Source organism: Paenibacillus andongensis, from assembly GCF_025369935.1.
Lineage (GTDB): Bacteria > Bacillota > Bacilli > Paenibacillales > NBRC-103111 > Paenibacillus_E > Paenibacillus_E andongensis.
Window position 1 is genome coordinate 1,317,907 of sequence record NZ_CP104467.1, and the last position, 20,782, is coordinate 1,338,688.

Here is a 20,782-nt window from a genome sequence, read left to right on the forward strand (position 1 = left end):
CTACCTCATTGAAAGATGCCCTCAACCCTTGCGGTTGGGGGTTTTTTGTCTGTTAGAATTTTTTTTACCCTTTTTTGATTCTCACTATTTAGAGATTCTCTAATGGGAATCTAGAGTACAACAAACAACAGGCTGTCGGTAATCGGCAGACTGTTGAGGGACGGGTAGTTATTTAGTACCGAATCGGACTGAGGCTTTTTAACATGTTAAATTTAAAAATGTTGTTGACACGACACCAAATGGTGACCTATAATTAAAATGTCACTAAATGGTGTCCAATTAGGAGTTAGTCAATAGGAAAGTTTGGAACCTGAATAAGGAAAATAATATTTTGGAGGGGCTGATGTGAGCGAGAACAACCAGTTGCGGGATGTGTTTGACGCGATTGCAGATCCAACTAGGCGCCGACTGATTCGTCTGTTAGCAGAGGCAGAGGAGATACCGCTTCATGAATTAACGGCACAGTTTCAAATGGGCCGTACAGCGGTATCCAAGCATTTGACAATCCTTAAAGAGGCCGGACTGGTGCTTGACCGAAAAGTCGGCAGAGAAACACGATTTAGGCTGAATGCCTCTCCACTCCGAGAAATTCAAGATTGGGCGGCATTCTACAGCAAGTTCTGGAGTACGAATATGTTACGTTTGAACCAACTATTAGAGGAGGAAGAAGAATGAGTTTAACATTATCCTTGGATTTTCAGTACACGACATCGATCGAGAAACTTTGGTCCGCTTTAACCGATTCAAGCAAGCTTGCCAAGTGGGTGGTCAACATCCACAATGGCCAGGCGATGGATAATAATTTTGAGCCGGTCGTTGGACACCGTTTTCAGTTTCGCACTCAGCCATCCGAATGGTGGGATGGAATTATTGACGGCGAAGTGCTTATCGTGGACGCACCAAACCGGGTGTCCTACACTTGGGCCAGCGGAGGGGAAAAGCACACGGTCACCTGGACGCTGCAGGATTTAGGGGACGGCAAGGTTAACCTTCATCTCGAACAAGTCGGATTCGCAAATGTTCAAGGTCTCGAAGGGGCTAAGTATGGCTGGGGTAAATGGTGCAGCGAGCTTGAAAAGGTATTGGCCTAGTTGAAAAAGGAAGGGGAGCCTTATGAATATCATTTTTGTTATTTTACAAAGTTTTCTGCTCGTCTCCATGGCCTTTGGTGGCGGAAGCAAGCTGGCTGGTGCGAAGAATTTTATTGAAATGTTCGAGTCGCTTAACCTGCCGCAATGGTTTCGGGTTGTTACTGGGCTCGTTCAGCTAGCCGGGGCGGCCGGACTTGTCATCGGATACTGGAATCCGGCAGTAGCCGTATGGGCGGGCATTTGGATTGGCATCACGATGCTAGTGGCATGCCTTTTACATTTCAGAGTCAAGCATCCTATTGGAAACGCGATACCAGCCTTTGTGATTACTTTGATTACAGCCACTCTGGTAGTCGTGCACCAAGTTGCATGATGAAGAGCGAGTCAATGAAACTCGAGCTGATAGACTAGTGATGACTATAAGCCAGCAGCGAAAAAGCAGCCGATCATGGCTGCTTTTTCTTTTTCAAGTAAACTTACCATGGAATCGAAAACCTGTGGCGCGTACTTTTCCAATTCAACGTACCCGTCAATACGAGTGCGGCGAAATAGAGGAACAAGGCACAGACGATCGAAGTGATTACGCACCATAACTGCGGTATACCTTGGCTGGCAGCATAGTTATAGGTCCAGTGTCCGCATATCGCCATCAGCATCATGCAGATCCCAACCTTGACATAAGGACGAATACTCCAATAAAATCCAATCGAGCTTGATATGGAAAAGAAGTTCAGCAGTGTTTGCATCACAATGCCGATACCGATACCGTACGCAACGCCAATAATACCAAATTGGCTGCCGAACACGAAGATCGAGACACTCTTGAATACGGTGGCTATTACGTAATTCCACAGCGTAGCTTTCGCGCGGCCGAGCCCGAGCAGAATCGCATGAAGCGGAGCGTCGAAATAATGCAGGAAAAACATAGGCGCCAGTATCTTCAGAAGCAATCCTGCTTCCGGCGCATGATAGACAAGTGTCGTTAGTGGAGTTGCCCACTCGTACAGGATAACGGTCGCCGGCGCACCGATCAGGAGTCCCAAGTTCATAGCCTGATTCATCCGCTCATGTATGAGCAGACTGTTCTTGTTCGCCGCTGCCTCGCCAATCGCAGGAATGAGAGCGGTGGACAAGGACTGCGTGATAAAGCTTGGCATGAACAGCAGCGGATACGCATAGCCGGCCAGCATGCCGAATTGCTTCGTGGCTAACGCCGTGCCGATGCCGGCAAGCGCAAGGCTGGTTGTAATAAGAAGCGGCTGGAAGGTGCTGTATAACGAATGAATGACACCGTGCCCGGTCGTCGGCAGTCCAATCTGCAGCAGTTCGCCGAGTGTGCTTCTTCCTTGTTTCAGGTGGCTTGCCCAAGTCTCGCCCGGCATCTTCGATTCACCGTATAACTTGTAGCTTGTCACCAGGAAAAGGAGGCTGATCGCTTCGCTGACGACAGAGGCAGCCATTGCTCCGGCAGCCGCATAAGCGACGCCGTAAGGCAGCAATAGGTGGACCAGCGCAAGCACACAGGCGATTTGCACCGTATGCTCCAGCACATCGGAAGCGGCAATGGTCTTCATCTGCTGCATGCCGCGGAAATATCCCTTTAATACGGCGGAGACAGCGACGATCGGCGCGATCGGCGTAATCGCCAGCATCGCGTAATAAGCGCGTTGGTCGCTTAGGAGAATGGATGCGATCCACTCAGATCCAAGTAACGATAGGGTCGTTAGCGCTACGCTCAAGACGCCCGTGACAGCGAGTGAGACATGCAGGATGCGCCTCACTTTCATCCGTTCGCCGCGAGCGTGGGCCTCTGCGACTAGTTTTGAAATTGCCACCGGCAATCCAAGCTCCGTAATCGTAATGACGAGCGGGACGAGCGGATGCGCCATCATCAAGATACCGATTCCCTCTGCGCCCAGTACGCGAGCGATATACATGCCGCTGATAAAACCAAGGATACGGTTGATGAAAGCAGCGGCAGACAAGACCAGCGTACCTCTCATGAACGATTGCCCGTGTTGTGACATGACTTGTGTCCTCCTGTTTATCGAATACTTAAATGTATTCAAAAATAGGAAAAGCATGCGAACAAGCCGGTGTTGATGTCATTTTTGGACAAGCGATGGCGCATAGCGGCGCGGCTTTTTCTATTTAACATTTCTTCTCGGCGATAGTGTTCTATTGTTTGTTCTTGCCCATTTTTAGGATAAATATGACTTTCTTGAATATAGCTGCCCTCTTCATTCGCTTAGCATGTCGAGGACGGTCAATGTTTTATATGATTTGTACGAAGATATCGACTCTGATTAACATAGTTGTTGCACACCTTTGAACCACACGGATTTGATCGACAAGGTATCCGAGATGTTGGTTGTCGGATCACCGTTTACTAGTATAAGGTCAGCGCGCGCACCTTCGGCAATTTGACCGCGATCGTTAAGACCAAAGCGACGGGCCGGTTTCGAAGTAGCGGCCTGAAGCGCTTCTATCGGAGTGAACCCGGCCATAACTAGCAATTGCATTTCATGATGGACACTGGCTCCATGAGCAAGGCCGCCAAGATTCGGAACGGGAACGGGGGCGACATCCGTCCCGACCAGAATATCCACACCGGCACGGTGAAGATCCATCACATTTTTAAAGCTATTCTCCATATTGCCTTGCGGGAATGTATTGAAGCTAGAGTTCAAAATATCGATCCATTCGGGACTTAATTTCGAATAAACACGCGAATCATTCGCCAATTCCGATGCCGGATTCCCAAGAATAGATGAGTTTAATACCAAGCACGGTGTAACAAACACGCCTGAATCGGCTATGAATTTCACCAACTCGGACGTGTATTCGGGCCTGTCGATAAACAAGTGGGCCAATCCGTCGACTCCAAGATCGATGGCGGTTTTCGAAGAATGAGCCGTCAAGACGTGGGCGATGACGATTTTATCGAACGTATGGGCTTCTGCCACGGCTGCTTTTAGAATCTCGTCGCTTAAAACAGGCAGTCCAGGGGCACCCATGACCGTCCCTTCTTCAATCATGATTTTAATATAGTCAGCGCCATTCTCCACTTGAGTATGCACATGTTTGATCGCTTCTTCCACAGTCGTCACTTGGGGCACTTCTTCGTGATCGTGAGCGTAAGCGGCTAGCATAGCTTCCCGGTCTTCCTCCGATAACTTCTCCAATTCTTTTAATACGAATTCCGGAATCTCATCCCCATCTGGCAGCAATTCATCCGGATGACCACCTGGAGCGGTGATCGCCGTGCCTGCAGAACGGACATCGGCGACGTCATCCACATTTTTCAACTGGATCGCGCGCCCTCTTCCCGTAAAATCGCCGTTCATTTCGAGTTCTGTCGTAACGCCAAATTTTAAAGCATCTCGTAATCCACCGATTGAAGTATGAACATGCGCATCAATCAGGCCGGGCAATAATGTCGCATTCTCAGCATCGATGATCGTTGCATTCGCCGGAATGTCACCGCCAACCGCAATAATGGTTTCCCCTTTGATGACAACATTCCTTGACTCGATCACTTTTTCTCCATCAAAAATACGTACATTCGTAATCGCCGTAACTTTTTCTAACGCAGAGCCTTGAGTTACATTCTTCATTTCGATTCCTCCTTAGTGTTCAGTTCGTAACACTTCGTAGTTTAACTGTTAGGAAACTAACTGTCAATAAACTAAGTTTTATTTGACAAACAAGGTTAGATTTCTATATAGTTTATTTACTTACAGTTAGACTTCTAACAATTCGAGGAGGTATGATCATGAAACCCCTAAAGGATACGCCTTATCTGGATTTGTTTCAGATTATCGGCCTTAAGTTAAAGAAAAGAGCGGACGAGAGCATAAAAGAGTTGGGGTTAAATGCTCAACAAGGAAAAATAATTGGCTATATCTACGAGAATCAAGAAAATGATCTAATTCAGAAGGATCTTGCCGATCGGTTTCATCTGCGTGGGGCCAGCATTACAAGCATGCTTCAAGGTCTTGAGCAAAAAGGGTTTATCGAGCGCAAAATCCCGGCCAATAATGAACGGCAAAAAAATATTTATGTTTTGCCAAAAGCCATTGAATTGATTGAAGCCTTTAACGACTCTTTCCAAAAAGTGGAGGATGAAATCGTTCAAGCCCTTACCGAAGAGGAAAAGCAAATCTTAAAGGAAACGTTGATTAAAATTAATGAACGCTTATAATGGCGGGTAAAATCTACCCGACGGCTGCTTTCGAAGAAAATACCGAAACAGCAAGGGATAAGTGATTACAGGAAATCAAATAATCATTGAACTAACGAAGACGCTAGCACAACAATAAGTAACAAAGATTAAACCCTCCCAGTTCTAGCAAAGCTAGAGATACCTTATACTTGGGAGGGTTTTATTATGACTTTAAAGGAATTAAATCAATTACAATCAGCTTATTCAAATTAAGGAGGAGTTCAATCCGAACACTGTGGCAGCTGGTCAGAATGATCGGCTGCTTCTTCGTTGAACTAAAGGGCAGGATACTGTTGCAATGTATCATTATAGCTGAATTATGGTATTATTGAAAAAAAACCTATTTTCTTTTACTAAGTGAGACCCCACTTTATTTCAGAAAGGGAGACCATAATTTGATTTATTATGCTATTGTATTATTCGTCTTGTTAATTGATCAATATTCCAAATGGATTATTAGGAATAACCTTAGTTTGAATGAATCCTATCCTATGATTGGAGATGTCCTTCAAATCACTTCAATACGTAACAGTGGAGCTGCTTATGGTATTTTAGAGGGGGAACATTGGTTTTTTATTGCAATAACGGTCATTATGATAGGTGGTATTTTGTGGTACATTCGCAAAGTGTTGAAAGAAAAAAAGAAAATCTTAGCAATTGCAAGCTGTTTTATTTTAGGTGGAGCGATCGGGAATTTTACGGATCGAATATTTTACGGTAAAGTGGTAGATTTCATTCAATTTAATTTTCATTTTACAATTTTCGGACATTTGTTTTATCCGCTTCAGATTTTTAACATAGCAGATTCAGCTATTTTTTTTGGTGTTGTACTTATTTTAATCAATGCTTCTTTTGAATGGATGAAAGAGAAAAAAGTTAAGAAAGCCTATTAATTAAAGCTCCCTCGGTATGATTTGATTTCCTCACGCAAGCTCGTCTATTCGCAGGATTTCATCCTTTAGATATCAATGATGAATGAAAGATAGCGAGACATATTAGGATGTGTCGTTAAAAAGGCATGCGGGAACAGAGGTGGAGTTGAATCACCCAATTCATTCCAAATGCTGCACGTATTCTCCACGATGCCCTTAGCGATTTTCACTCCCATGTCTCAACGGGTCAAGCGCCCTATCATTCCTTCGTTACATCTATCTAAGGGGTGGAGGTCGGTCTTTCTAACGGAACAGGTCAGAGCCTTTTTGCGTAATGTATCCCGATACTCCGTGCTTTCTTTGTCTCCTGCGAATACGCCAACTTGCGTGAGATAAGGTTTATTTTAAGCTGCTAATACAAAGATTTTATCGCGGTTGTAAGCTTCATCACTACGAGCCATTCCTACTAAGAGTCGAGCTAGCTTTCCACATAGCTTCATGATAGACTTCATCTTTTTAAGCTTTTTCACCTGAACATTGTAGTGGTGTATGGCTTTAAATTCTTGGTTACTCATGACCATGCACATCGTAATTAAATAAAGAAAGTGACGCAGACGTGGACGACCTCGTTTGCTGAGCTTCAGTTGTCCCTTCCATTTCCCAGAGCTTGCTTCGGTTATATTAAGTCCTGCGTGACGGAGTAGAGCGTTCCCGTGCGCATAACCTCTAAGATCCCCAGACTCTCCTAAAACACCAGCTAGAGCAATTGGACTTATTCCAGTAATGGCAAGCATTTTTCCTGAATAGGGGATACGTTCAACAACGTCTTTGGCTTCTTTTTCTATCCTCTGCAGTTGTTTAGTGGCTAAGTCATGCTCCTCAAGGAGCTGCTCTAGATGGAGTTTGTAAGCATGTGTTGCCTGCTTAGATCCAATAGTTTTCTTGGCAAGATCGATGAGTAGATGAGCTCTACGCACACCAGAATGCCGCTTCATTGATTTCTGCCATCCTTTAATTACATCGTCAGGACTTAGTTTACATAGCTCAGCCGGGAGCGGAAAAAGCCGAAGGGTTAACAATGCACCCTTGCAAGTTAAGATTTTAAAGACTTGTCTCAGTTCAGGGAAGACAATGTCGACCCAGCGGTGGATCTGGTTAACGGCACTTACGAGTCGTTTAACGACCGTTTCTCGGTTAGCCATAAGCACTCGCAGCTCCGCGTATTCGGAAGAATGGAAGCGGACAGGGGAGTAGTAGCCGTTTTTCACCATGTCGGCAATAACTAAAGCATCTTTTTTGTCGCTTTTAGAGCGTGTATTGTCGCGGTTTTCTTTATTCTTTTTAACTAGGTGAGGATTAACAAGTACGGCTTCAATGGCTTTGTTTTTGAGCCACCCGGCAAGGCTTAGCCAGTAATGGCCAGTGGGTTCCATACCAACGATAACTTGAGATAATTTAAATGAAGCTAACAAGTCGCGAATCCAACGGTCGAGGGACTTGAATCCATCCTCGTCATTACTAAACACTAAAGGATTACCGAGAGCGACACCTCGAAAGTTAACCGCTCTGGCAACATGGGCCTCCTGAGCAATGTCTACACCAACAACAATATGATTAAAGGTAATGTTTTCAATGAGTTGATTTTGCTTATCTTGTGATTTAAACTTCATAGTAGAGCGTCCTCCTGGATGATGGAATTAAAGGGCTTTTGACCCGTAGCGTACTTCCATCGTACAGAGGTGCTCCTTTTTTTACAAAGCTGAAATTTATCCATCTACAGGAATCTAACGGGGAACGATAGTGGAATAGCGGTTGCTGCGGCAGCCGTTTTTTTTCATGCAACGAATAACTTAGCGTACGAATTTTCCGTTTCGTGAGAAAGACCCCATGAAAGAAACCCGGCGCGTTCCTCCAAATCCCCCTAGTACCTCTGGAAATTATGGCCGTAGTAGGGTTCGTAGCCATGTGATGTTCTCCTTTACGTTTATTCATTTCCAAAAATACAAAAACGCTACAGACAAGAGTATGTCAGTAGCGTTTTAATATTTTTTCAGCCTCCTCACAGATCCGATCTAGGAGTGCTTCAGGCTCTAATACCATCACATAAGGGACGGGCAGGATAGCGGAATAAAACGCTTGATACTATTGGGTAATTATGGTGTAATAATCACAAACATATGTTCTTGATATGGACATACACAGCAATTTCTATAGAAACTTAATGGGTGATTATGATGAAACTAGAACGGTTAATATCGATTACTTATGCGCTTTTAAATAACGAAGTCATTTCTGCTTCAGAGCTTGCGAACAAATATCGTGTATCCCAACGAACCATTTACCGTGATATCGAGGCTATTTGTGCGGCTGGAATCCCTGTCGTATCCTTTCAAGGCGTCAACGGCGGATATGGGATTATTAAAGAATATAAAATGGAGAAAAGTTTATTGCACGCAAGCGACATTGAGTCATTAATCACGCTTCTTCAAAGCACGGCAACGGTGTTCAAGGATGACCGAGCAACGGAGACTATACATAGGCTTCAGACCATTCAAAGCGATAAGATGCCAAGCTTGACCATGGATCTTGGAAGCTGGCGAGCCAACAACGCAACTCTCCATACTCTTCGAGCAGCCATAACGGCTCGCCATGTCATTCGTTTTGAATACATGAATTCTAAGAATGAGAGAGTCAATAGGATAGTTGAACCAGTCAGCCTTCTGTTTAAATATTATTCTTGGTATTTACATGGGTACTGTAGGGCTCGTAACGATTATCGTGTATTTAAACTTACAAGAATGTTAGATTTGGTTACTTTGCCTGAATTATACCAGCGTAGCCAACCAGCACTTCTACAAGATATTTCTTTGGACTATCAGAAAGAAGAAATCGTGGGTGCTGTTCTTCATTTCTCAGGCAGATCCTTGGCACATGCCCTGGATTGTTTTTACGCGGAGGATAAATATTTCAATGAAGATGGCACGCTTACGGTTACCATTACCAATCCTTCTGAAGTTGAATGGTTGGTTGAAACGATTTTAAGTTTTGGTGAAGATGTGGAGGTTCTTGAACCACTCGCGTTAAGGCAATTGCTCAAAGATAAGATTGAAAAAATGTTAAATCGATATCTTCAAGTATGACAGACTGTTGTCATACTTTTTTTATTATAATGAGCTCAATGAGAAGGCAAGTCAGCTTTTCAAGGAACTGGAGGTACATACCATGAACAATTATTCATATTTTTTTGAGGAAAAGATAAGAGAACATAATCAGGAGCTCAAAGATATTGAAAGTAACGCCTGGAAGTGGGCTCGATCTGTCTCGAAGAAATCAAAACCCACATTTCTATCTGTCATTTTGGCACTAATCGGACTAAAATGATGAACGGCACCTCCTCAAATTATATGGAGGTGTTTTTTTTTTGCTTGGTTTTATTCAGCACCAACCTCTCTCAGGCCAATCTTCCGAATAAATCTTTGGACCTGGCCATTCACTTGCACTGGCTGCTCCGGAAAATGTTAGTACCATACAGACTACCAAAAACCCAGTAATAAAACCTAATCTTAATTTTCTCATCAATAGTTGTCTCCTTTTTTTTTGTTTATTAAGCGAAAATCCTTGAAAAACATATTTTAACAGAGATTGGTAATATTTTACTAGTGTTAAATGGACCAATACTTTATGCCCTCAAATAAATGAGATATCTTTTACATGTGGTAAAAATTACCTATATCTGATGAATTCACTGATTAGACCAGATGATTGGTTGACCCTTCTCAACGAAAGGGCAGTTATGCGTGGTTTGTCATCGCTAAAAAGCAATGTAAAAAAAATTTACTTCCTTTGTCGATTCCTCCATGGTTTACTCGTCGTATTCATAGAAGGATAAATTCAAGTGGAAAGGTTGTTGAAATTTATCGGTAGATAAATTCGGTGTCACGTGGATGATTACCAAACAGTAAGCAACGCTTTTTATAATCAAAGGTGACTCAATTAAAAAGGAGAGATGGAAGATGACAAGAACAATTTCTAAAGGCCGGCTATGGACGGCAAGAGTGATGAGCGGAATAGCCATTTTATTTATGCTGCTTGACAGTGTCATGAAATTATTTAAACCTGCGTTTGTTGTCGATGCTACCGTATCACTTGGTTATCAGGAACATCATATTTATTGGATGGGCATACTCGGACTTCTTTCTACTATTCTTTATGCATTACCTCGTACTACAATCTTAGGTGCAGTGTTGTTGACCGGTTATTTTGGCGGCGTGATTGCGACACAGGTTCGTCTAGATGCCCCACTTTTTTCTACGATCCTGTTTCCCGTATATCTTGCAGTGTTGGTTTGGGGAGGCCTTTGGTTGAGGAATGAGCAAGTGCGCAAATTATTTTATTTGCAAAAATAGATGAGAGACTCTTAGTCTAATCATTATTCATCATGTTTCACACAAAGCCGGCAGCGTCCCTCAGGATGCTGCTTTTTTTATTTTCTCAGCAAAACTCGGGTCGATGATCACACACAATACGATGATGAAAGTAATTTCTTCACTTAAGCATGGAGTTAAATTGAACGAAATCGGAAGGATTATTGAAATCGAGGCTACAAAAGGCGGCTATAATGTTATATGAGCACACCATAATTATTATAAAGAATCACCCGATCATCGTGACTGTAGCATAGACCATCAGCATAACTACCAATTGAAGGCTGCAAGCATAATAGGCGGCCTTTCGCTCACCTAACGGATCTTCCCAGCAGAGTAACACATCCGCTTCACCTACAATATGATGAGACTAGAAATCTAAAGAGGTGAGCCAATGGCAGTCGTAAAAGCCAGGAAACAGGATATTGATATGTTGGCAAGGTTGCTTCGAGCTGAAGCTGAAACCGAAGGCGAAATGGGTATGGTCCTTGTTGGAAATGTTGGCATTAACCGAATAAGAGCGAATTGCTCCGATTTTAAAGGAATCCGGACAATTCCCCAAATGATCAACCAGCCGCATGCGTTTGAAGCGTTGCAACATGGTTTGTACTATCAAAACGCAAGAGAGAGGGAACGCCGTCTGGCGCGACGGGCTGTGAATGGGGAGCGGAATTGGCCAGCCAAATTCTCCCTATGGTATTTCCGTCCAGGAACGTTCGAAAATCCCGGACCATGTCCGCCAACTTGGTATAATCAACCGCTCGTAGGACGATGGAAGAAGCACTGTTTTTATCAACCGACCGCGAAAGAATGTGAAAGTGTATATACTACGTTTTAATTTTATGAACGAAAAGAGATCAGGATCTCTTAGCCTGACTTGTCACGGCCATTATTCAGAATGGGGATAGACTTGGTCAATGACGCCATGTAAGTTCTTGTCTTTTTCACAAGACAAGAACTTACATCCTTTGCCGATACTGCACAAGAATATATATCCTTTGCCGAAATAAATAAGGACAAGAACTTTGCTGTGGTAGAATAAATAAAAAAGGACTTGCATGACGGACAGCGGGGGAACAGATCATGAATAAAACCGATCGGCAGCTCGCCATAATGCTTGAGCTACAACGGAGCAAGGTATTGAGAGCGGAGGATCTTGCGTCTCTATTTGAGACAAGCGTGCGGACCATTTATCGAGACATACAAGCTCTGAGCGAAATGGGTGTTCCGATTCTTGGGGCTCCCGGACAGGGTTATTCCCTAATGGAAGGATATTTTCTTCCACCGGTCGGGTTTTCTGCTGAAGAGGCCGTAACCTTGCTTATGGGTACAGACTTTATCGAGCAGCGGTTGGATGGTGATTATGGAAGTGTAGCTAAGGCGGCTCGACGCAAAATTGAAGCTATCCTGCCGGAACCAGTGCGCGGCGAGTCGACGCGCGTTCGGGAAACGATGCGGCTTCTTCAGGCTGGCGAGCCGGTAACCAGCTGGAGGGAAAAGGACTATCTCGGACAAGCGAGGCGGGCAATTATGGAACGCCGCAAATTACGTATGACGTATCTGAAAAAAATGCCGGAAACGGACGGCAATCGGAAGAGCACGCGTGAGGTCGCACCATACGGATTGGTGCTTGTTCAGGGAAATTGGATTTTGATTGCACGTTGCGACTTGCGGCAGGAAATTCGGCATTTCCGGTTGTCGCGGATGACGGGGCTTACCGTATTGGAGGATCGCTTTCTCATTCCACATGGGTTTAACCTTAACAACTACCGCCAGCCGGATGACCGTAACGAGCGGGTGCTTGTTCGGGCTAATCCCGAGATTGCGGACAAAATCGCTGAGACTTGTCATTTTTATATGGAATCGACTGAGGAGCGGAAGGAAGGTCTTTTAGTCAATTTTCTTGTCCGTCAGCCGGAGGAGCTGCTGCCTTATATCCTCGGCTGGGGTGGGGATGTCGAGGTGTTGGAACCGGAGTCTTTCCGACATCGGATTCGGGAAGAGGCCGAAAAAATTTTAAAACGCTACTGACACGCAGTTGTCAGTAGCGTTTTGTTATATTGGGATTATATCCAAGAATGAATAATGAGGAGTTGTTTGATTCATGAGAAGTACAGCGGAAGCATTGCAGGCATTTGAGACGATAGTAGGACGTTATTTGATCGAACTGGAAAGCCTCGATATGGAGCAGCTGATACAAAAACCGAACGAGGAGGAATGGTCGATTGGTCAAATGTATATGCATTTGATTCAATCGGCGCAATTCATGCATTTACACAATGTCGATCAATGTTTGGCTGGAAGTGAAGCAACAGTAGACGCTATGGAGGAAAAAACGGAGAGGGGCAAGGAAGCCTTCGAACTAGAAAGTTTTCCGCCCGTTCAGATTCGAGTCCCTGCTTCACCGCACTACACCCCGAAACAGCCGGAGAGCAAAGAGCAGCTGACGGAAGGTTTTCGTGGTGTAGTGGAACGGATGAAACGTACTGAATCCGATTTGAGTAAAGTGCCCGAAAGCAAAAAGATTCTTCATCCCGGATTCGGCGCACTAAACGCCAATGAGTGGTTTTTGCTTATAGAAATGCATTACAGGCACCATCTCTTGCAGCTGGAGCGTTTGAAAAATTTATTAGGAAATAACGCATAAATGACTATGAAAGAAGGGGTCGAGGCGATGCAGAGTGTTATTGGCCAGCAAAGCCGCTATTGGATTGGCGTTGTGTCTGCTTCTCATGTGAAACGGGGGGTGCAGGGTGGTTTCGCTCAGCTATGCCATGGCAAGGCAGCGCCCTTGCGCCGTATGAGTCGTCACGATTGGCTGATCTACTACTCTCCACGAACGGACATGTCAAAGGGAGAGTCGCTCCAAGCATTTACAGCTATTGGACAGGTTACCGACGACAAAGTCTACGAATATCAGATGTCTGAATCTTTTGTGCCATTCCGTCGGGATATCCGCTATATTCCATGTCGAGAAGTAAAGATTGCCGATCTATTGGAGCAGCTTACCTTCACACGCGGGAATCGCAACTGGGGATATTCCTTCCGTTATGGTCATTTCGAGATCGAATACGAAGATTTCCTGACAATCGCTGGCTTAATGCTGGGCAACACGGGAGACATGGAACATACTCCCTATCTTCCAATTTTAAGCTGAACACCCAACCGCATCGTAAATCCGGTAAGCAGCTAAGTAGTGTCTTCATACTTGTTATAAAAGCCAACTAACGACTTTCTCGTAGTTGGCTTTTATACCATTTTCCCTTATAAGGGATTTGAACCAGCCTTACTCATTTCGTCGAGCATACGTTTTCGAACGATCATGGGGTCGAGATCGGGAGAGGAGATATGTTTCACATAGTGTGAGGCACTATTTTCTATTTGGTCATCCATCGCCTTGACAGCACCATAAAATTTATAATGCGGTAGAAAAGTCATGCCAATTTGATTGGCAAATGCTTGAAAGGGTCGGATCAGTTCGCTGATTGTATAGCCAATCAAGCCACCCGACTGGTAGGACGATTCATCGCCTCCAATCGACATGGCAAGGACTAGTTCTTTCCCCGCAACGGCTTTACCGCCGGCTCCGAACAGCCAGGATGTCGTAAACACGTCATCGAGCCATTGCTTGAGTAAAGCCGGCATACTGTACCACTGGATTGGAAATTGAAATACAATGCGGTCATGACTTGCGAGGAGGTCTTGTTCATTCTCCGCGTTGATTTCATAATCGGGGTATGCTTTATATAGTTCTTGAACGGTAATTTGATCGGGATTTCCACGCAATTCCGCCAACCATCGTTTATTTACGCGTGACTGTTCGATGTTCGGATGAGCTGCAATGACCAGAATTCTCATAAAATTCCTCCCTTTTTTTCGGCTTCAATGGTCTCTTTCATAACCTCTGCTGCGCGATTTACACGTGTTTGAATCCCAATGGTGAGATGCTCTGGAAGAAAATCGGTTATCCAGACGAGCTTGGCGCCACTGTCGCCATGGGGAAAGACTTGGAAGGAAGCATGATGATGCAGCAGTGGCATGCTTCCTTCTTGTACCGCGTAAGCCATTCGACGTTTCCGTTCATCGATGGAAACGATGAACTCGCGTACCATGCCGCCATTTGGCAGGATGAGTGTTCTTTCGTGACCGTCCATAAGGGTATTCTCGGTATAGCCGGGAACCAGACGATGATGGACAGCACCTACGTCGCTCACCGCGTCCCAAACCTGCTCCGGCGAGGCATCAATCAAAATTTCCTTGTAAATTGTTGGCAAATGATCACGCTCCTTGTGATCATTATATTTTTGATTGAGAACTCAGTCAACCATAAATTTTACATTCAAGCGGGCTTGAATAAAGAAATTGCCGATTCGGCGATCTGTTGGAATTTTTCGCCCATTACACTGTTAATTTCCGTCTCCTTCAAGCCCTGAGTGGCGAGATCTTGAAGCAGCTGATCCAGATAACTCATTCCTTGGGAAATAGCTCCCCAATATTGCATGGCTAAAAGATTCGCGTCTCCTTGACGGATGACACCTTGCCCAATTCCTTTGTCAATTGCTTGGGCCATTGGCTTGATAAAGCTCTTCATCCATTCAAAGGGCGATAATTCTCCGGGCTCATATAGATGATGCAGATCCAGGCTGATTCGCATATAAAAACGCTGGGTCTGTGGATCCTTGATCACACGCTCACAGATGAGCATGGCATAGTTTTTGAATTGCTCGAGCACCGGCGAATCCTGTTCAAAATACACGGTAGTGTACTGAAGGGACTGGTCCATCATGTTTTCGTAAAGCTCCCGAAAAAGCATTTTTTTATTTTTGAAGTAGTAATATACCAGACCATGTGCAAGACCCGCCTGATCTGCTACATCGCTCAATGTCGTAGCCGAATAGCCCTTTGCCACATAGACGTGAACGGCCGCCTGTAAAATCTCTTGCTTACGTTGCTCACGAATGAACTCATTCTGTTTCTTTGTACGGGGAGACATGTTATCACACCTTGTTATGATTTTTAATTAACAGTATACGTTATAGCGGTTAAGATGGAAAACGATTAAAGGAGTGACTTCCATTATCCCAAGCCAAACACATCTGCAGTTGAATAAAACGTGGGATAATGGTGAGAATGAGAAGAATTCGCCATACTATGATTTGAACTGAATCCTTCATGTTTTTAAGAAATGAGGTTTGCTAAAGTTGGTTGGACTAATTATTTTAATAATCATAACAGGGATAATTATTTCATCGTATTTTACAATCCCCGCCAAACTCCGGAAGAAAGAGGGCGCTTTTTTGTTTATGATCATCCTTAACATCATCATTGATGGTACTTGGATCATGGCGGAAGATATGAAGTTGATCGTGGTATCTCACAAGATTCCTGAATATCTGACATTTTTGTTATATCGTAGTGTTACAGTTCCCTTTGAAATATTAGTTTTTCTCAGTTTGCTCCTTTCTTTCCGATCGTCTTTTAGTAAAGTATTAGTAAGCTCGGGACATGTAATATCGCTCCTTTTGCTTGAATCGTTACTTGCTCATTATAAAATCATTACATATGTCAATTGGTATTTAAGTTACTCGGCGATTTGTTATCTTATTTTATTGGTTATTGCATACGTGTCGCTTGCTTGGTATCGCCATACTTTTGGACAAGAACAAATATGGGGTTCTCAATGAATCTGACTCCATACGAACATTTTGATATGAATGAGTGGTTTGTTACCATTGCTATAATTTGTACATATACGATCTCGTACTTTTTGCCGAGGAAATTAAAAGCAGAAAGTACTTTTCTGCTTTTTTTGTGGGGGTTCTCTGTAGCGAAGTTTTGGGATTTTACGCTCGGAGGAGGGGTATTTGACTTTTATGATGTAAACGATTCGCCATACTATGACGTGTTTGACTTTGTTTCATACTTTCTTTACTCTCCATTTTCCTATTTCTTTATTTATTTTTATGAAGTGTTTGGGATTTATGCGAAAGCGAAAAGCGTCGTAGTATATATAGTCGTTTGGTCTGTAATAGCTATAGGAGTCGAGTGGATTTCTGTTTTATTTAAAATGATCACATACAAGAATGGATATTCATTGCCTTTTTCAATCCCAATTTATTTAATTACTTTCAGTATAACTATTCTTTTTTACCGGCGTATTAATTTGGATAGTGTTAGGCAGATCAGTAAAAAATAAGAAAATTCAGTCATGCCCCTGTTTTTTATTGAAGTATCAATTTAATCATCTAAAAGCCAAGGCATGCATTTTTATTCATTTTCTAAGGTAAACTAAGCATTGTTCGCTCAAAAAAATGTGGAGGTGTTCGTAATGCGTCAAGCAAAAAAATCAATGATCGTTGCATCAACTGCAGCCGCGGCAGCAGTCATGGGATCGGTTATTTTTGGCGTTTACAGGGCAAGAAACAGCAACATTATTGAGCGGATAAAAAACAGAATGACCTAAGGAAAGGGGGGGGGAACCGCCTCCTTCCTACCATGCACTGATTTAAGCGAAGCGTCATCGGGGAGATCCGGTGGCGTTCTTTTTGTTGTATAGGAAATTATGCGAGATGCCGATTTGTAGATAAGTGATGTAAAATTACGAAGTCGATTTTCGGCTTCTCAGACTCTGTAGGCGGGTTTCGGCTCGCAGAGCTCTCGCTGTAAGCGCGTTTATCGCGCTTATTTGTTGGGACGCTCCTGAATAAGCGCCTTTTTCGAGCTTATTGTTTCAAAGTCCCGAAAGAAAAGTAGAAAAAAGAACCAGCATTAAGATGCTGGTTCTTCATGTTTTCGCTCATTATGATTTTCTCCCCAAGCACACATCACTTCTGTTACAGGGATCAATGTTCTGCCATATTCACTAAGTGAATATTCTACTTTGGGAGGGACGGTGGGGTATACCGTTCTTTCGATCACGCCTTCTTGTTCCAAGTCACGAAGATGCTGTGTAAGCATTTTTTGGGAGACATCAGGTATTAGCTTCTCCAGATCGTTATACCGCTTGGTTGATTCTATCAAATGCCATAAAATCATCGGCTTCCATTTCCCGCCTAAAACATGAATGACGGTCTCGATTGGACATTCGCGCTGATGAATCATTGATAAATCACTCCCTTACTTTAAGTAAGTGCCATACTTTAAAGTGCGTTCTTAACAGAATCTTATTACCGATATACAATAAAGTCAATCAAATAAATGGAAAAAGGAGCCAGACAAATGAGTAAATCTTATTGGGGACCAAAGTCAGTAACATTTTGGTTAGTGGGTGTTGTTACGCTGTTGATGTTGTATTTAGGAGTGAGCGGTTTTATCCAGCCAGAAGCTGCGATTCGAGGTTTTGGTATACCACTGCATGACACCGCTGATAGATATCTTGTGAATATCAAAGCAGATCGTGACCTGTTTATTGGAATCTTCCTACTAGTCTTGATGGTACTTCGTATGAGAAAAGCATTACTAGCTCTTATGTTAACTTCTATTTTAATGCCAATCGTAGATGCCATATTGGTAGTAACGAATGCAGTAGATAAAACACCTTCTTGGATTCATCTTGTTACTGCGGTATATGGACTTGTTGTAGGTTGGATGTTGTATCGAGAAGAACAGCGAGCTAAAACAGCGAATAACTAGAACAGTATCATCATAAGCAGGGTATCTAAATTAAGGGGGGCATTACATGTATATTTACCTGCTGTTCATCCATATCATCGCCGCCATAACAGCCATGGCCGCCGTCATCTGCTATCCCTTGATCATGAGCAGCGCCCGGACAGTGGGTCAAGCCAAGTTCGCGCTTGCGCTGCTGCAAAAGACGGCGATCCTGCCGAAATTCGGAGGCACACTGCTGCTTCTTACAGGTGTTGCGCTTGGCTTCCTGGAAACCTCTTTGTTCCGAGAAATGTGGTATGTGGTCTCGATTGCATTCTTCTTTGTCATTCTGATTATCTTTGCTAGCCTGCTTCCCGCTGGCATCAAGCAGCAGCTTACGCTGCTGCAGCAGACGCAAGGGGATGAGCTGCCTGACGCGTACCGACTGAGCCGCAGACGCTCCGCCTGGTTGGAAGGGATCGCGAATCTTGTTGCTTTCATCTCGATTCTTCTGATGGTGTTCAAACCGTTCTAACGGAACGAGAACACTCATCAATTTGAAACGAAAACAAGGAGCAGTTACCTCGGTAGCTGCTCCTTGTTATAGGTCTACCAATTTTATTTTCTCTACACATTCTTAAGGCTTGAAGGGAATCGCTGCTTTGTATTCCGATGGACTGCTCATCGAAGTCGAACGGGCAGATTGGCTCAATGAAAACAGTCCGCTCATCCTTTGTTTGAGAGTGGTCGTTATCGTGTCTTTTTTTGCTGTTGACAAATGGATAGAAATACCTTATTCTTTGGTTGAATGGTTGATTCAATCAACCAACATTGATCGAGGAGTGATTACTCATGATAAAGGGTCCAATTATGCAAAAGGGTGATTTATGTTTAGTAACGGGGATAACTGGTTATTTGGCTTCTTGGATTGGAAAATATTTGATTGAAGAGGGATTTCAAGTTAGAGGAACTGTTCGGAAGCTCAGCAACGTTAATCAAATGGAAAAAATGACTGAACTCCTTCCGGGAGTGGAGTTAGTTGAGGCGAATTTACTGAGTGAGGAGGGTTGGAAAGAGGCTGCAGAGGGGTGTAAGTGGGTTTTCCACGTAGCTAGTCCACAATTTAACGTCAAAGCTGATTTGGTAGAAACTGCAACCAAGGGAACTAAGCATGTCATGCATGCCGCTTTTCAGTCGGGAACTGTGCGAAAAATAGTCATCACAAGCTCAGAGGCTGCTATGGTTTTCGGGCATCAGGCTTCAAAGCTTACTTTTAGTGAAGACGACTGGACAAATCCTGATGGAATATCCGATTATTATCGCAGTAAGACCCTTGCGGAGAAGTTGGCATGGGATCTAGTTAAAGACCAGACACGAAATCCAAGGGGAGTAGAGCTCGCTAGTATTAATCCTTGTATCATTTTTGGACCTTCTCTTCTTCCTGGTGTACGATTCAGTGTTGAAAATGTTAAGAATATAGCAGAAGGAAAGATGCCTATGCTGCCGGATATGGTTTTGCATTTCGTGGATGTACGTGACTGCGCCCGTATGCATATCGCCATAATGAAAGATCCCAACACGAATGGAAATCGCCACCTTTCTTTTAGTGCGAAGGGAAGTTTTTTGGATATTGCTTCAGCCATTCACGATAATTATTCGGATTTAGGATTTGCGCCTCCCAAGAAAATTATGCCGAAGTTTTTCATGTGGCCTCTAAAGTTTTTTAATAAAGAAGTTGCCTCCGTATATCCTCGGATAGGGAAGGATACAACTTATATATCCAAATATCCTAATGTTTATCCATACCAATATACCGACTTTTCCGATATTATACGTGATACAATGGATTATCTCCTTGACAACAAGTTAGTAAAGCCTAAAAGTGGTAATAATCGGGCTTAAGACAAGATTTAATGGAGTGTGACTCAAATCGAAAGATGAACTTTTCATTACACTTATTGAACAAGCACTTCATGAATTAAAAAATGAGATGCAAAATGTTTATAGACTGCCTGGCAGCCCACTTGAAAAGAATCGTTATTTATAGAAGGGCAGGAATTAGGTGAATTAGCATCAGGCGATCCCCGGAAATTAATTTCCTGCTTTTTTACGGTTCTTTCCGCTCTGATGACATTGAACATTACTGAAGATGGTGCTTATCCAATGCCGGAAGCCGATCTTTTATTACGTATAGTAACAGTCGTCCTTAATCGTAGAATACTATAATATTGACAAAGTAGATTGAGAAAGATATGATATCTCTTGTTGATTTATGAAAGTAACAGGAGGTGTTTTGAATATGGCTGTTCCTCAAAGGAGAACGTCCAAAACACGTCGCGATAAGCGCCGTACTCACTTTAAACTGGCTGTGCCAGGAATGGTGAAGTGTGAACAATGTGCAGAATTAAAAATGGCACATCATGTTTGCAAAAACTGCGGTTCATATAAAGGTAGAGAGATCGTAAAAGCTCAATAATAATATGAATTGCATCCTTAAATGACACTCTAAACAATTAGAGTGTCATTTTTGTATGATGAAGAGGCAAGAAGTGAAGCGGATATGGCGGATAATTGGGGTTT

At 43.4% G+C, this 20,782-nt stretch carries 26 protein-coding genes; 18 read left to right on the forward strand and 8 right to left on the reverse strand.

The annotated features are described in order from the left end of the window. The first annotated feature begins 345 nt into the window (after positions 1–345). From NYR53_RS06025 to NYR53_RS06035, 3 genes are read left to right on the forward strand one after another with little or no spacing between them, the layout of a single operon-like run. Positions 346–675, forward strand: a complete 330-nt coding sequence (locus tag NYR53_RS06025; protein ID WP_261304360.1) for an ArsR/SmtB family transcription factor — start codon at positions 346–348, stop codon at positions 673–675. Beyond that, entirely contained in the window at positions 672–1,091 is a 420-nt protein-coding gene (locus NYR53_RS06030) for an SRPBCC family protein (RefSeq protein WP_261304361.1), read from the forward strand. The genes NYR53_RS06025 and NYR53_RS06030 overlap by 4 nt, the downstream gene beginning before the upstream one ends. A gap of 22 nt (positions 1,092–1,113) precedes the next feature. Further along, a complete protein-coding gene (locus NYR53_RS06035) occupies positions 1,114–1,464 on the forward strand; it encodes a DoxX family protein (protein WP_261304362.1) in 351 nt (116 codons plus the stop codon). A 103-nt stretch (positions 1,465–1,567) separates the two neighbouring features. On the opposite strand, the gene spoVB is transcribed toward NYR53_RS06035, so the two are convergent. Both spoVB and NYR53_RS06045 read right to left on the reverse strand, forming a co-directional pair. Further along, a complete protein-coding gene (spoVB, locus tag NYR53_RS06040; RefSeq protein ID WP_261304363.1) occupies positions 1,568–3,118 on the reverse strand; it encodes a stage V sporulation protein B in 1,551 nt (516 codons plus the stop codon). A 279-nt stretch (positions 3,119–3,397) separates the two neighbouring features. After that, positions 3,398–4,708 carry an amidohydrolase family protein gene (locus NYR53_RS06045; RefSeq protein WP_261304364.1) on the reverse strand — a complete coding sequence of 437 codons (1,311 nt, stop codon included), beginning with the start codon at positions 4,706–4,708 and terminating at the stop codon, positions 3,398–3,400. A 158-nt stretch (positions 4,709–4,866) separates the two neighbouring features. Between NYR53_RS06045 and NYR53_RS06050 the strand changes: the two genes are divergently transcribed. Together NYR53_RS06050 and lspA are read left to right on the forward strand one after the other, a co-directional pair. Next, positions 4,867–5,295 (forward strand): MarR family winged helix-turn-helix transcriptional regulator, encoded by a 429-nt coding sequence (locus tag NYR53_RS06050; RefSeq protein ID WP_261304365.1) that lies wholly within the window; start codon positions 4,867–4,869, stop codon positions 5,293–5,295. Between the two features lie 416 nt (positions 5,296–5,711). Beyond that, positions 5,712–6,209 carry a signal peptidase II gene (lspA, locus tag NYR53_RS06055; RefSeq protein WP_261304366.1) on the forward strand — a complete coding sequence of 166 codons (498 nt, stop codon included), beginning with the start codon at positions 5,712–5,714 and terminating at the stop codon, positions 6,207–6,209. Positions 6,210–6,274: 65 nt separating this feature from the next. On the opposite strand, the gene NYR53_RS06060 is transcribed toward lspA, so the two are convergent. Then, entirely contained in the window at positions 6,275–6,418 is a 144-nt protein-coding gene (locus NYR53_RS06060; RefSeq protein ID WP_261300504.1) for a hypothetical protein, read from the reverse strand. 174 nt (positions 6,419–6,592) lie between these two features. Beyond that, complete coding sequence (locus NYR53_RS06065; protein ID WP_261300515.1) at positions 6,593–7,858, reverse strand: IS110 family RNA-guided transposase; 1,266 nt, start codon at positions 7,856–7,858, stop codon at positions 6,593–6,595. Positions 7,859–8,419: 561 nt separating this feature from the next. Here NYR53_RS06065 and NYR53_RS06070 point away from each other — a divergent pair. The 7 genes from NYR53_RS06070 to NYR53_RS06100 all read left to right on the forward strand — a co-directional run bounded on the left by NYR53_RS06070 (position 8,420) and on the right by NYR53_RS06100 (position 13,769). Next, positions 8,420–9,328: a helix-turn-helix transcriptional regulator gene (locus NYR53_RS06070; RefSeq protein WP_367618625.1), complete on the forward strand. Its 909-nt coding sequence runs from the start codon at positions 8,420–8,422 to the stop codon at positions 9,326–9,328. 82 nt (positions 9,329–9,410) lie between these two features. Continuing rightward, positions 9,411–9,569, forward strand: coding sequence for a hypothetical protein (locus NYR53_RS06075; protein WP_261304367.1), 159 nt, complete (start codon positions 9,411–9,413; stop codon positions 9,567–9,569). 632 nt (positions 9,570–10,201) lie between these two features. Continuing rightward, positions 10,202–10,594: a DoxX family protein gene (locus NYR53_RS06080; protein ID WP_261304368.1), complete on the forward strand. Its 393-nt coding sequence runs from the start codon at positions 10,202–10,204 to the stop codon at positions 10,592–10,594. Between the two features lie 412 nt (positions 10,595–11,006). Further along, entirely contained in the window at positions 11,007–11,450 is a 444-nt protein-coding gene (locus NYR53_RS06085) for a cell wall hydrolase (protein WP_261304369.1), read from the forward strand. A 245-nt stretch (positions 11,451–11,695) separates the two neighbouring features. Continuing rightward, a complete protein-coding gene (locus tag NYR53_RS06090; protein ID WP_261304370.1) occupies positions 11,696–12,643 on the forward strand; it encodes a helix-turn-helix transcriptional regulator in 948 nt (315 codons plus the stop codon). Positions 12,644–12,716: 73 nt separating this feature from the next. Beyond that, the gene (locus tag NYR53_RS06095; RefSeq protein WP_261304371.1) at positions 12,717–13,259 is read left to right on the forward strand and encodes a DinB family protein; all 543 of its coding nucleotides are present in this window, start codon (positions 12,717–12,719) and stop codon (positions 13,257–13,259) included. Beyond that, on the forward strand, positions 13,260–13,769 hold the full coding sequence (locus NYR53_RS06100) for an EVE domain-containing protein (protein ID WP_261304372.1): 510 nt from the start codon (positions 13,260–13,262) through the stop codon (positions 13,767–13,769). It abuts the gene before it with no gap. A 107-nt stretch (positions 13,770–13,876) separates the two neighbouring features. Here the strand turns inward: NYR53_RS06100 and NYR53_RS06105 are convergent, their stop codons facing one another. The 3 genes from NYR53_RS06105 to NYR53_RS06115 form a co-directional block, all read right to left on the reverse strand. Beyond that, complete coding sequence (locus tag NYR53_RS06105; RefSeq protein WP_261304373.1) at positions 13,877–14,470, reverse strand: NAD(P)H-dependent oxidoreductase; 594 nt, start codon at positions 14,468–14,470, stop codon at positions 13,877–13,879. Next, the gene (locus tag NYR53_RS06110; RefSeq protein ID WP_261304374.1) at positions 14,467–14,886 is read right to left on the reverse strand and encodes an SRPBCC family protein; all 420 of its coding nucleotides are present in this window, start codon (positions 14,884–14,886) and stop codon (positions 14,467–14,469) included. Before NYR53_RS06110 ends, NYR53_RS06105 begins: the two co-directional genes overlap by 4 nt. 65 nt (positions 14,887–14,951) lie before the next feature. After that, positions 14,952–15,605, reverse strand: coding sequence for a TetR/AcrR family transcriptional regulator (locus NYR53_RS06115; RefSeq protein ID WP_261304375.1), 654 nt, complete (start codon positions 15,603–15,605; stop codon positions 14,952–14,954). A gap of 1,335 nt (positions 15,606–16,940) precedes the next feature. On the opposite strand from NYR53_RS06115, the gene NYR53_RS06120 reads away from it, so the two are divergent. After that, positions 16,941–17,075, forward strand: a complete 135-nt coding sequence (locus tag NYR53_RS06120) for a hypothetical protein (RefSeq protein ID WP_261304376.1) — start codon at positions 16,941–16,943, stop codon at positions 17,073–17,075. Positions 17,076–17,380: 305 nt separating this feature from the next. Here NYR53_RS06120 and NYR53_RS06125 read toward each other — a convergent pair whose 3' ends face one another. After that, a complete protein-coding gene (locus NYR53_RS06125; RefSeq protein WP_261304377.1) occupies positions 17,381–17,713 on the reverse strand; it encodes a winged helix-turn-helix transcriptional regulator in 333 nt (110 codons plus the stop codon). A 117-nt stretch (positions 17,714–17,830) separates the two neighbouring features. Here NYR53_RS06125 and NYR53_RS06130 point away from each other — a divergent pair, with 117 nt between their 5' ends. The 5 genes from NYR53_RS06130 (at position 17,831) to rpmF (ending at position 20,678) form a co-directional block, all read left to right on the forward strand. Then, positions 17,831–18,244 carry a DUF4267 domain-containing protein gene (locus tag NYR53_RS06130; RefSeq protein WP_261304378.1) on the forward strand — a complete coding sequence of 138 codons (414 nt, stop codon included), beginning with the start codon at positions 17,831–17,833 and terminating at the stop codon, positions 18,242–18,244. A 46-nt stretch (positions 18,245–18,290) separates the two neighbouring features. Then, positions 18,291–18,737: a DUF2269 family protein gene (locus NYR53_RS06135; protein ID WP_261304379.1), complete on the forward strand. Its 447-nt coding sequence runs from the start codon at positions 18,291–18,293 to the stop codon at positions 18,735–18,737. Positions 18,738–18,846: 109 nt separating this feature from the next. Beyond that, positions 18,847–19,086 (forward strand): hypothetical protein, encoded by a 240-nt coding sequence (locus tag NYR53_RS06140; RefSeq protein ID WP_261304380.1) that lies wholly within the window; start codon positions 18,847–18,849, stop codon positions 19,084–19,086. Then, positions 19,073–20,104 (forward strand): NAD-dependent epimerase/dehydratase family protein, encoded by a 1,032-nt coding sequence (locus NYR53_RS06145; protein ID WP_261304381.1) that lies wholly within the window; start codon positions 19,073–19,075, stop codon positions 20,102–20,104. The genes NYR53_RS06140 and NYR53_RS06145 overlap by 14 nt, the downstream gene beginning before the upstream one ends. Positions 20,105–20,501: 397 nt before the next feature. Further along, positions 20,502–20,678 carry a 50S ribosomal protein L32 gene (rpmF, locus tag NYR53_RS06150; protein WP_029193705.1) on the forward strand — a complete coding sequence of 59 codons (177 nt, stop codon included), beginning with the start codon at positions 20,502–20,504 and terminating at the stop codon, positions 20,676–20,678. Positions 20,679–20,782 lie beyond the last annotated feature (104 nt).

What these genes read in the sequence shown, in the direction of transcription:
- NYR53_RS06030 (WP_261304361.1), top strand. Translation starts at nt 672, where the DNA reads ATGAGTTTAACATTATCCTTGGATTTTCAGTACACGACATCGATCGAG.
- NYR53_RS06035 (WP_261304362.1), top strand. Translation starts at nt 1,114, where the DNA reads ATGAATATCATTTTTGTTATTTTACAAAGTTTTCTGCTCGTCTCCATG.
- spoVB (WP_261304363.1), bottom strand. Translation starts at nt 3,118, where the DNA reads ATGTCACAACACGGGCAATCGTTCATGAGAGGTACGCTGGTCTTGTCT.
- NYR53_RS06045 (WP_261304364.1), bottom strand. Translation starts at nt 4,708, where the DNA reads ATGAAGAATGTAACTCAAGGCTCTGCGTTAGAAAAAGTTACGGCGATT.
- NYR53_RS06050 (WP_261304365.1), top strand. Translation starts at nt 4,867, where the DNA reads ATGAAACCCCTAAAGGATACGCCTTATCTGGATTTGTTTCAGATTATC.
- NYR53_RS06065 (WP_261300515.1), bottom strand. Translation starts at nt 7,858, where the DNA reads ATGAAGTTTAAATCACAAGATAAGCAAAATCAACTCATTGAAAACATT.
- NYR53_RS06070 (WP_367618625.1), top strand. Translation starts at nt 8,420, where the DNA reads ATGATGAAACTAGAACGGTTAATATCGATTACTTATGCGCTTTTAAAT.
- NYR53_RS06075 (WP_261304367.1), top strand. Translation starts at nt 9,411, where the DNA reads ATGAACAATTATTCATATTTTTTTGAGGAAAAGATAAGAGAACATAAT.
- NYR53_RS06080 (WP_261304368.1), top strand. Translation starts at nt 10,202, where the DNA reads ATGACAAGAACAATTTCTAAAGGCCGGCTATGGACGGCAAGAGTGATG.
- NYR53_RS06085 (WP_261304369.1), top strand. Translation starts at nt 11,007, where the DNA reads ATGGCAGTCGTAAAAGCCAGGAAACAGGATATTGATATGTTGGCAAGG.
- NYR53_RS06090 (WP_261304370.1), top strand. Translation starts at nt 11,696, where the DNA reads ATGAATAAAACCGATCGGCAGCTCGCCATAATGCTTGAGCTACAACGG.
- NYR53_RS06095 (WP_261304371.1), top strand. Translation starts at nt 12,717, where the DNA reads ATGAGAAGTACAGCGGAAGCATTGCAGGCATTTGAGACGATAGTAGGA.
- NYR53_RS06100 (WP_261304372.1), top strand. Translation starts at nt 13,260, where the DNA reads ATGACTATGAAAGAAGGGGTCGAGGCGATGCAGAGTGTTATTGGCCAG.
- NYR53_RS06105 (WP_261304373.1), bottom strand. Translation starts at nt 14,470, where the DNA reads ATGAGAATTCTGGTCATTGCAGCTCATCCGAACATCGAACAGTCACGC.
- NYR53_RS06115 (WP_261304375.1), bottom strand. Translation starts at nt 15,605, where the DNA reads ATGTCTCCCCGTACAAAGAAACAGAATGAGTTCATTCGTGAGCAACGT.
- NYR53_RS06120 (WP_261304376.1), top strand. Translation starts at nt 16,941, where the DNA reads ATGCGTCAAGCAAAAAAATCAATGATCGTTGCATCAACTGCAGCCGCG.
- NYR53_RS06125 (WP_261304377.1), bottom strand. Translation starts at nt 17,713, where the DNA reads ATGATTCATCAGCGCGAATGTCCAATCGAGACCGTCATTCATGTTTTA.
- NYR53_RS06130 (WP_261304378.1), top strand. Translation starts at nt 17,831, where the DNA reads ATGAGTAAATCTTATTGGGGACCAAAGTCAGTAACATTTTGGTTAGTG.
- NYR53_RS06135 (WP_261304379.1), top strand. Translation starts at nt 18,291, where the DNA reads ATGTATATTTACCTGCTGTTCATCCATATCATCGCCGCCATAACAGCC.
- NYR53_RS06145 (WP_261304381.1), top strand. Translation starts at nt 19,073, where the DNA reads ATGCAAAAGGGTGATTTATGTTTAGTAACGGGGATAACTGGTTATTTG.
- rpmF (WP_029193705.1), top strand. Translation starts at nt 20,502, where the DNA reads ATGGCTGTTCCTCAAAGGAGAACGTCCAAAACACGTCGCGATAAGCGC.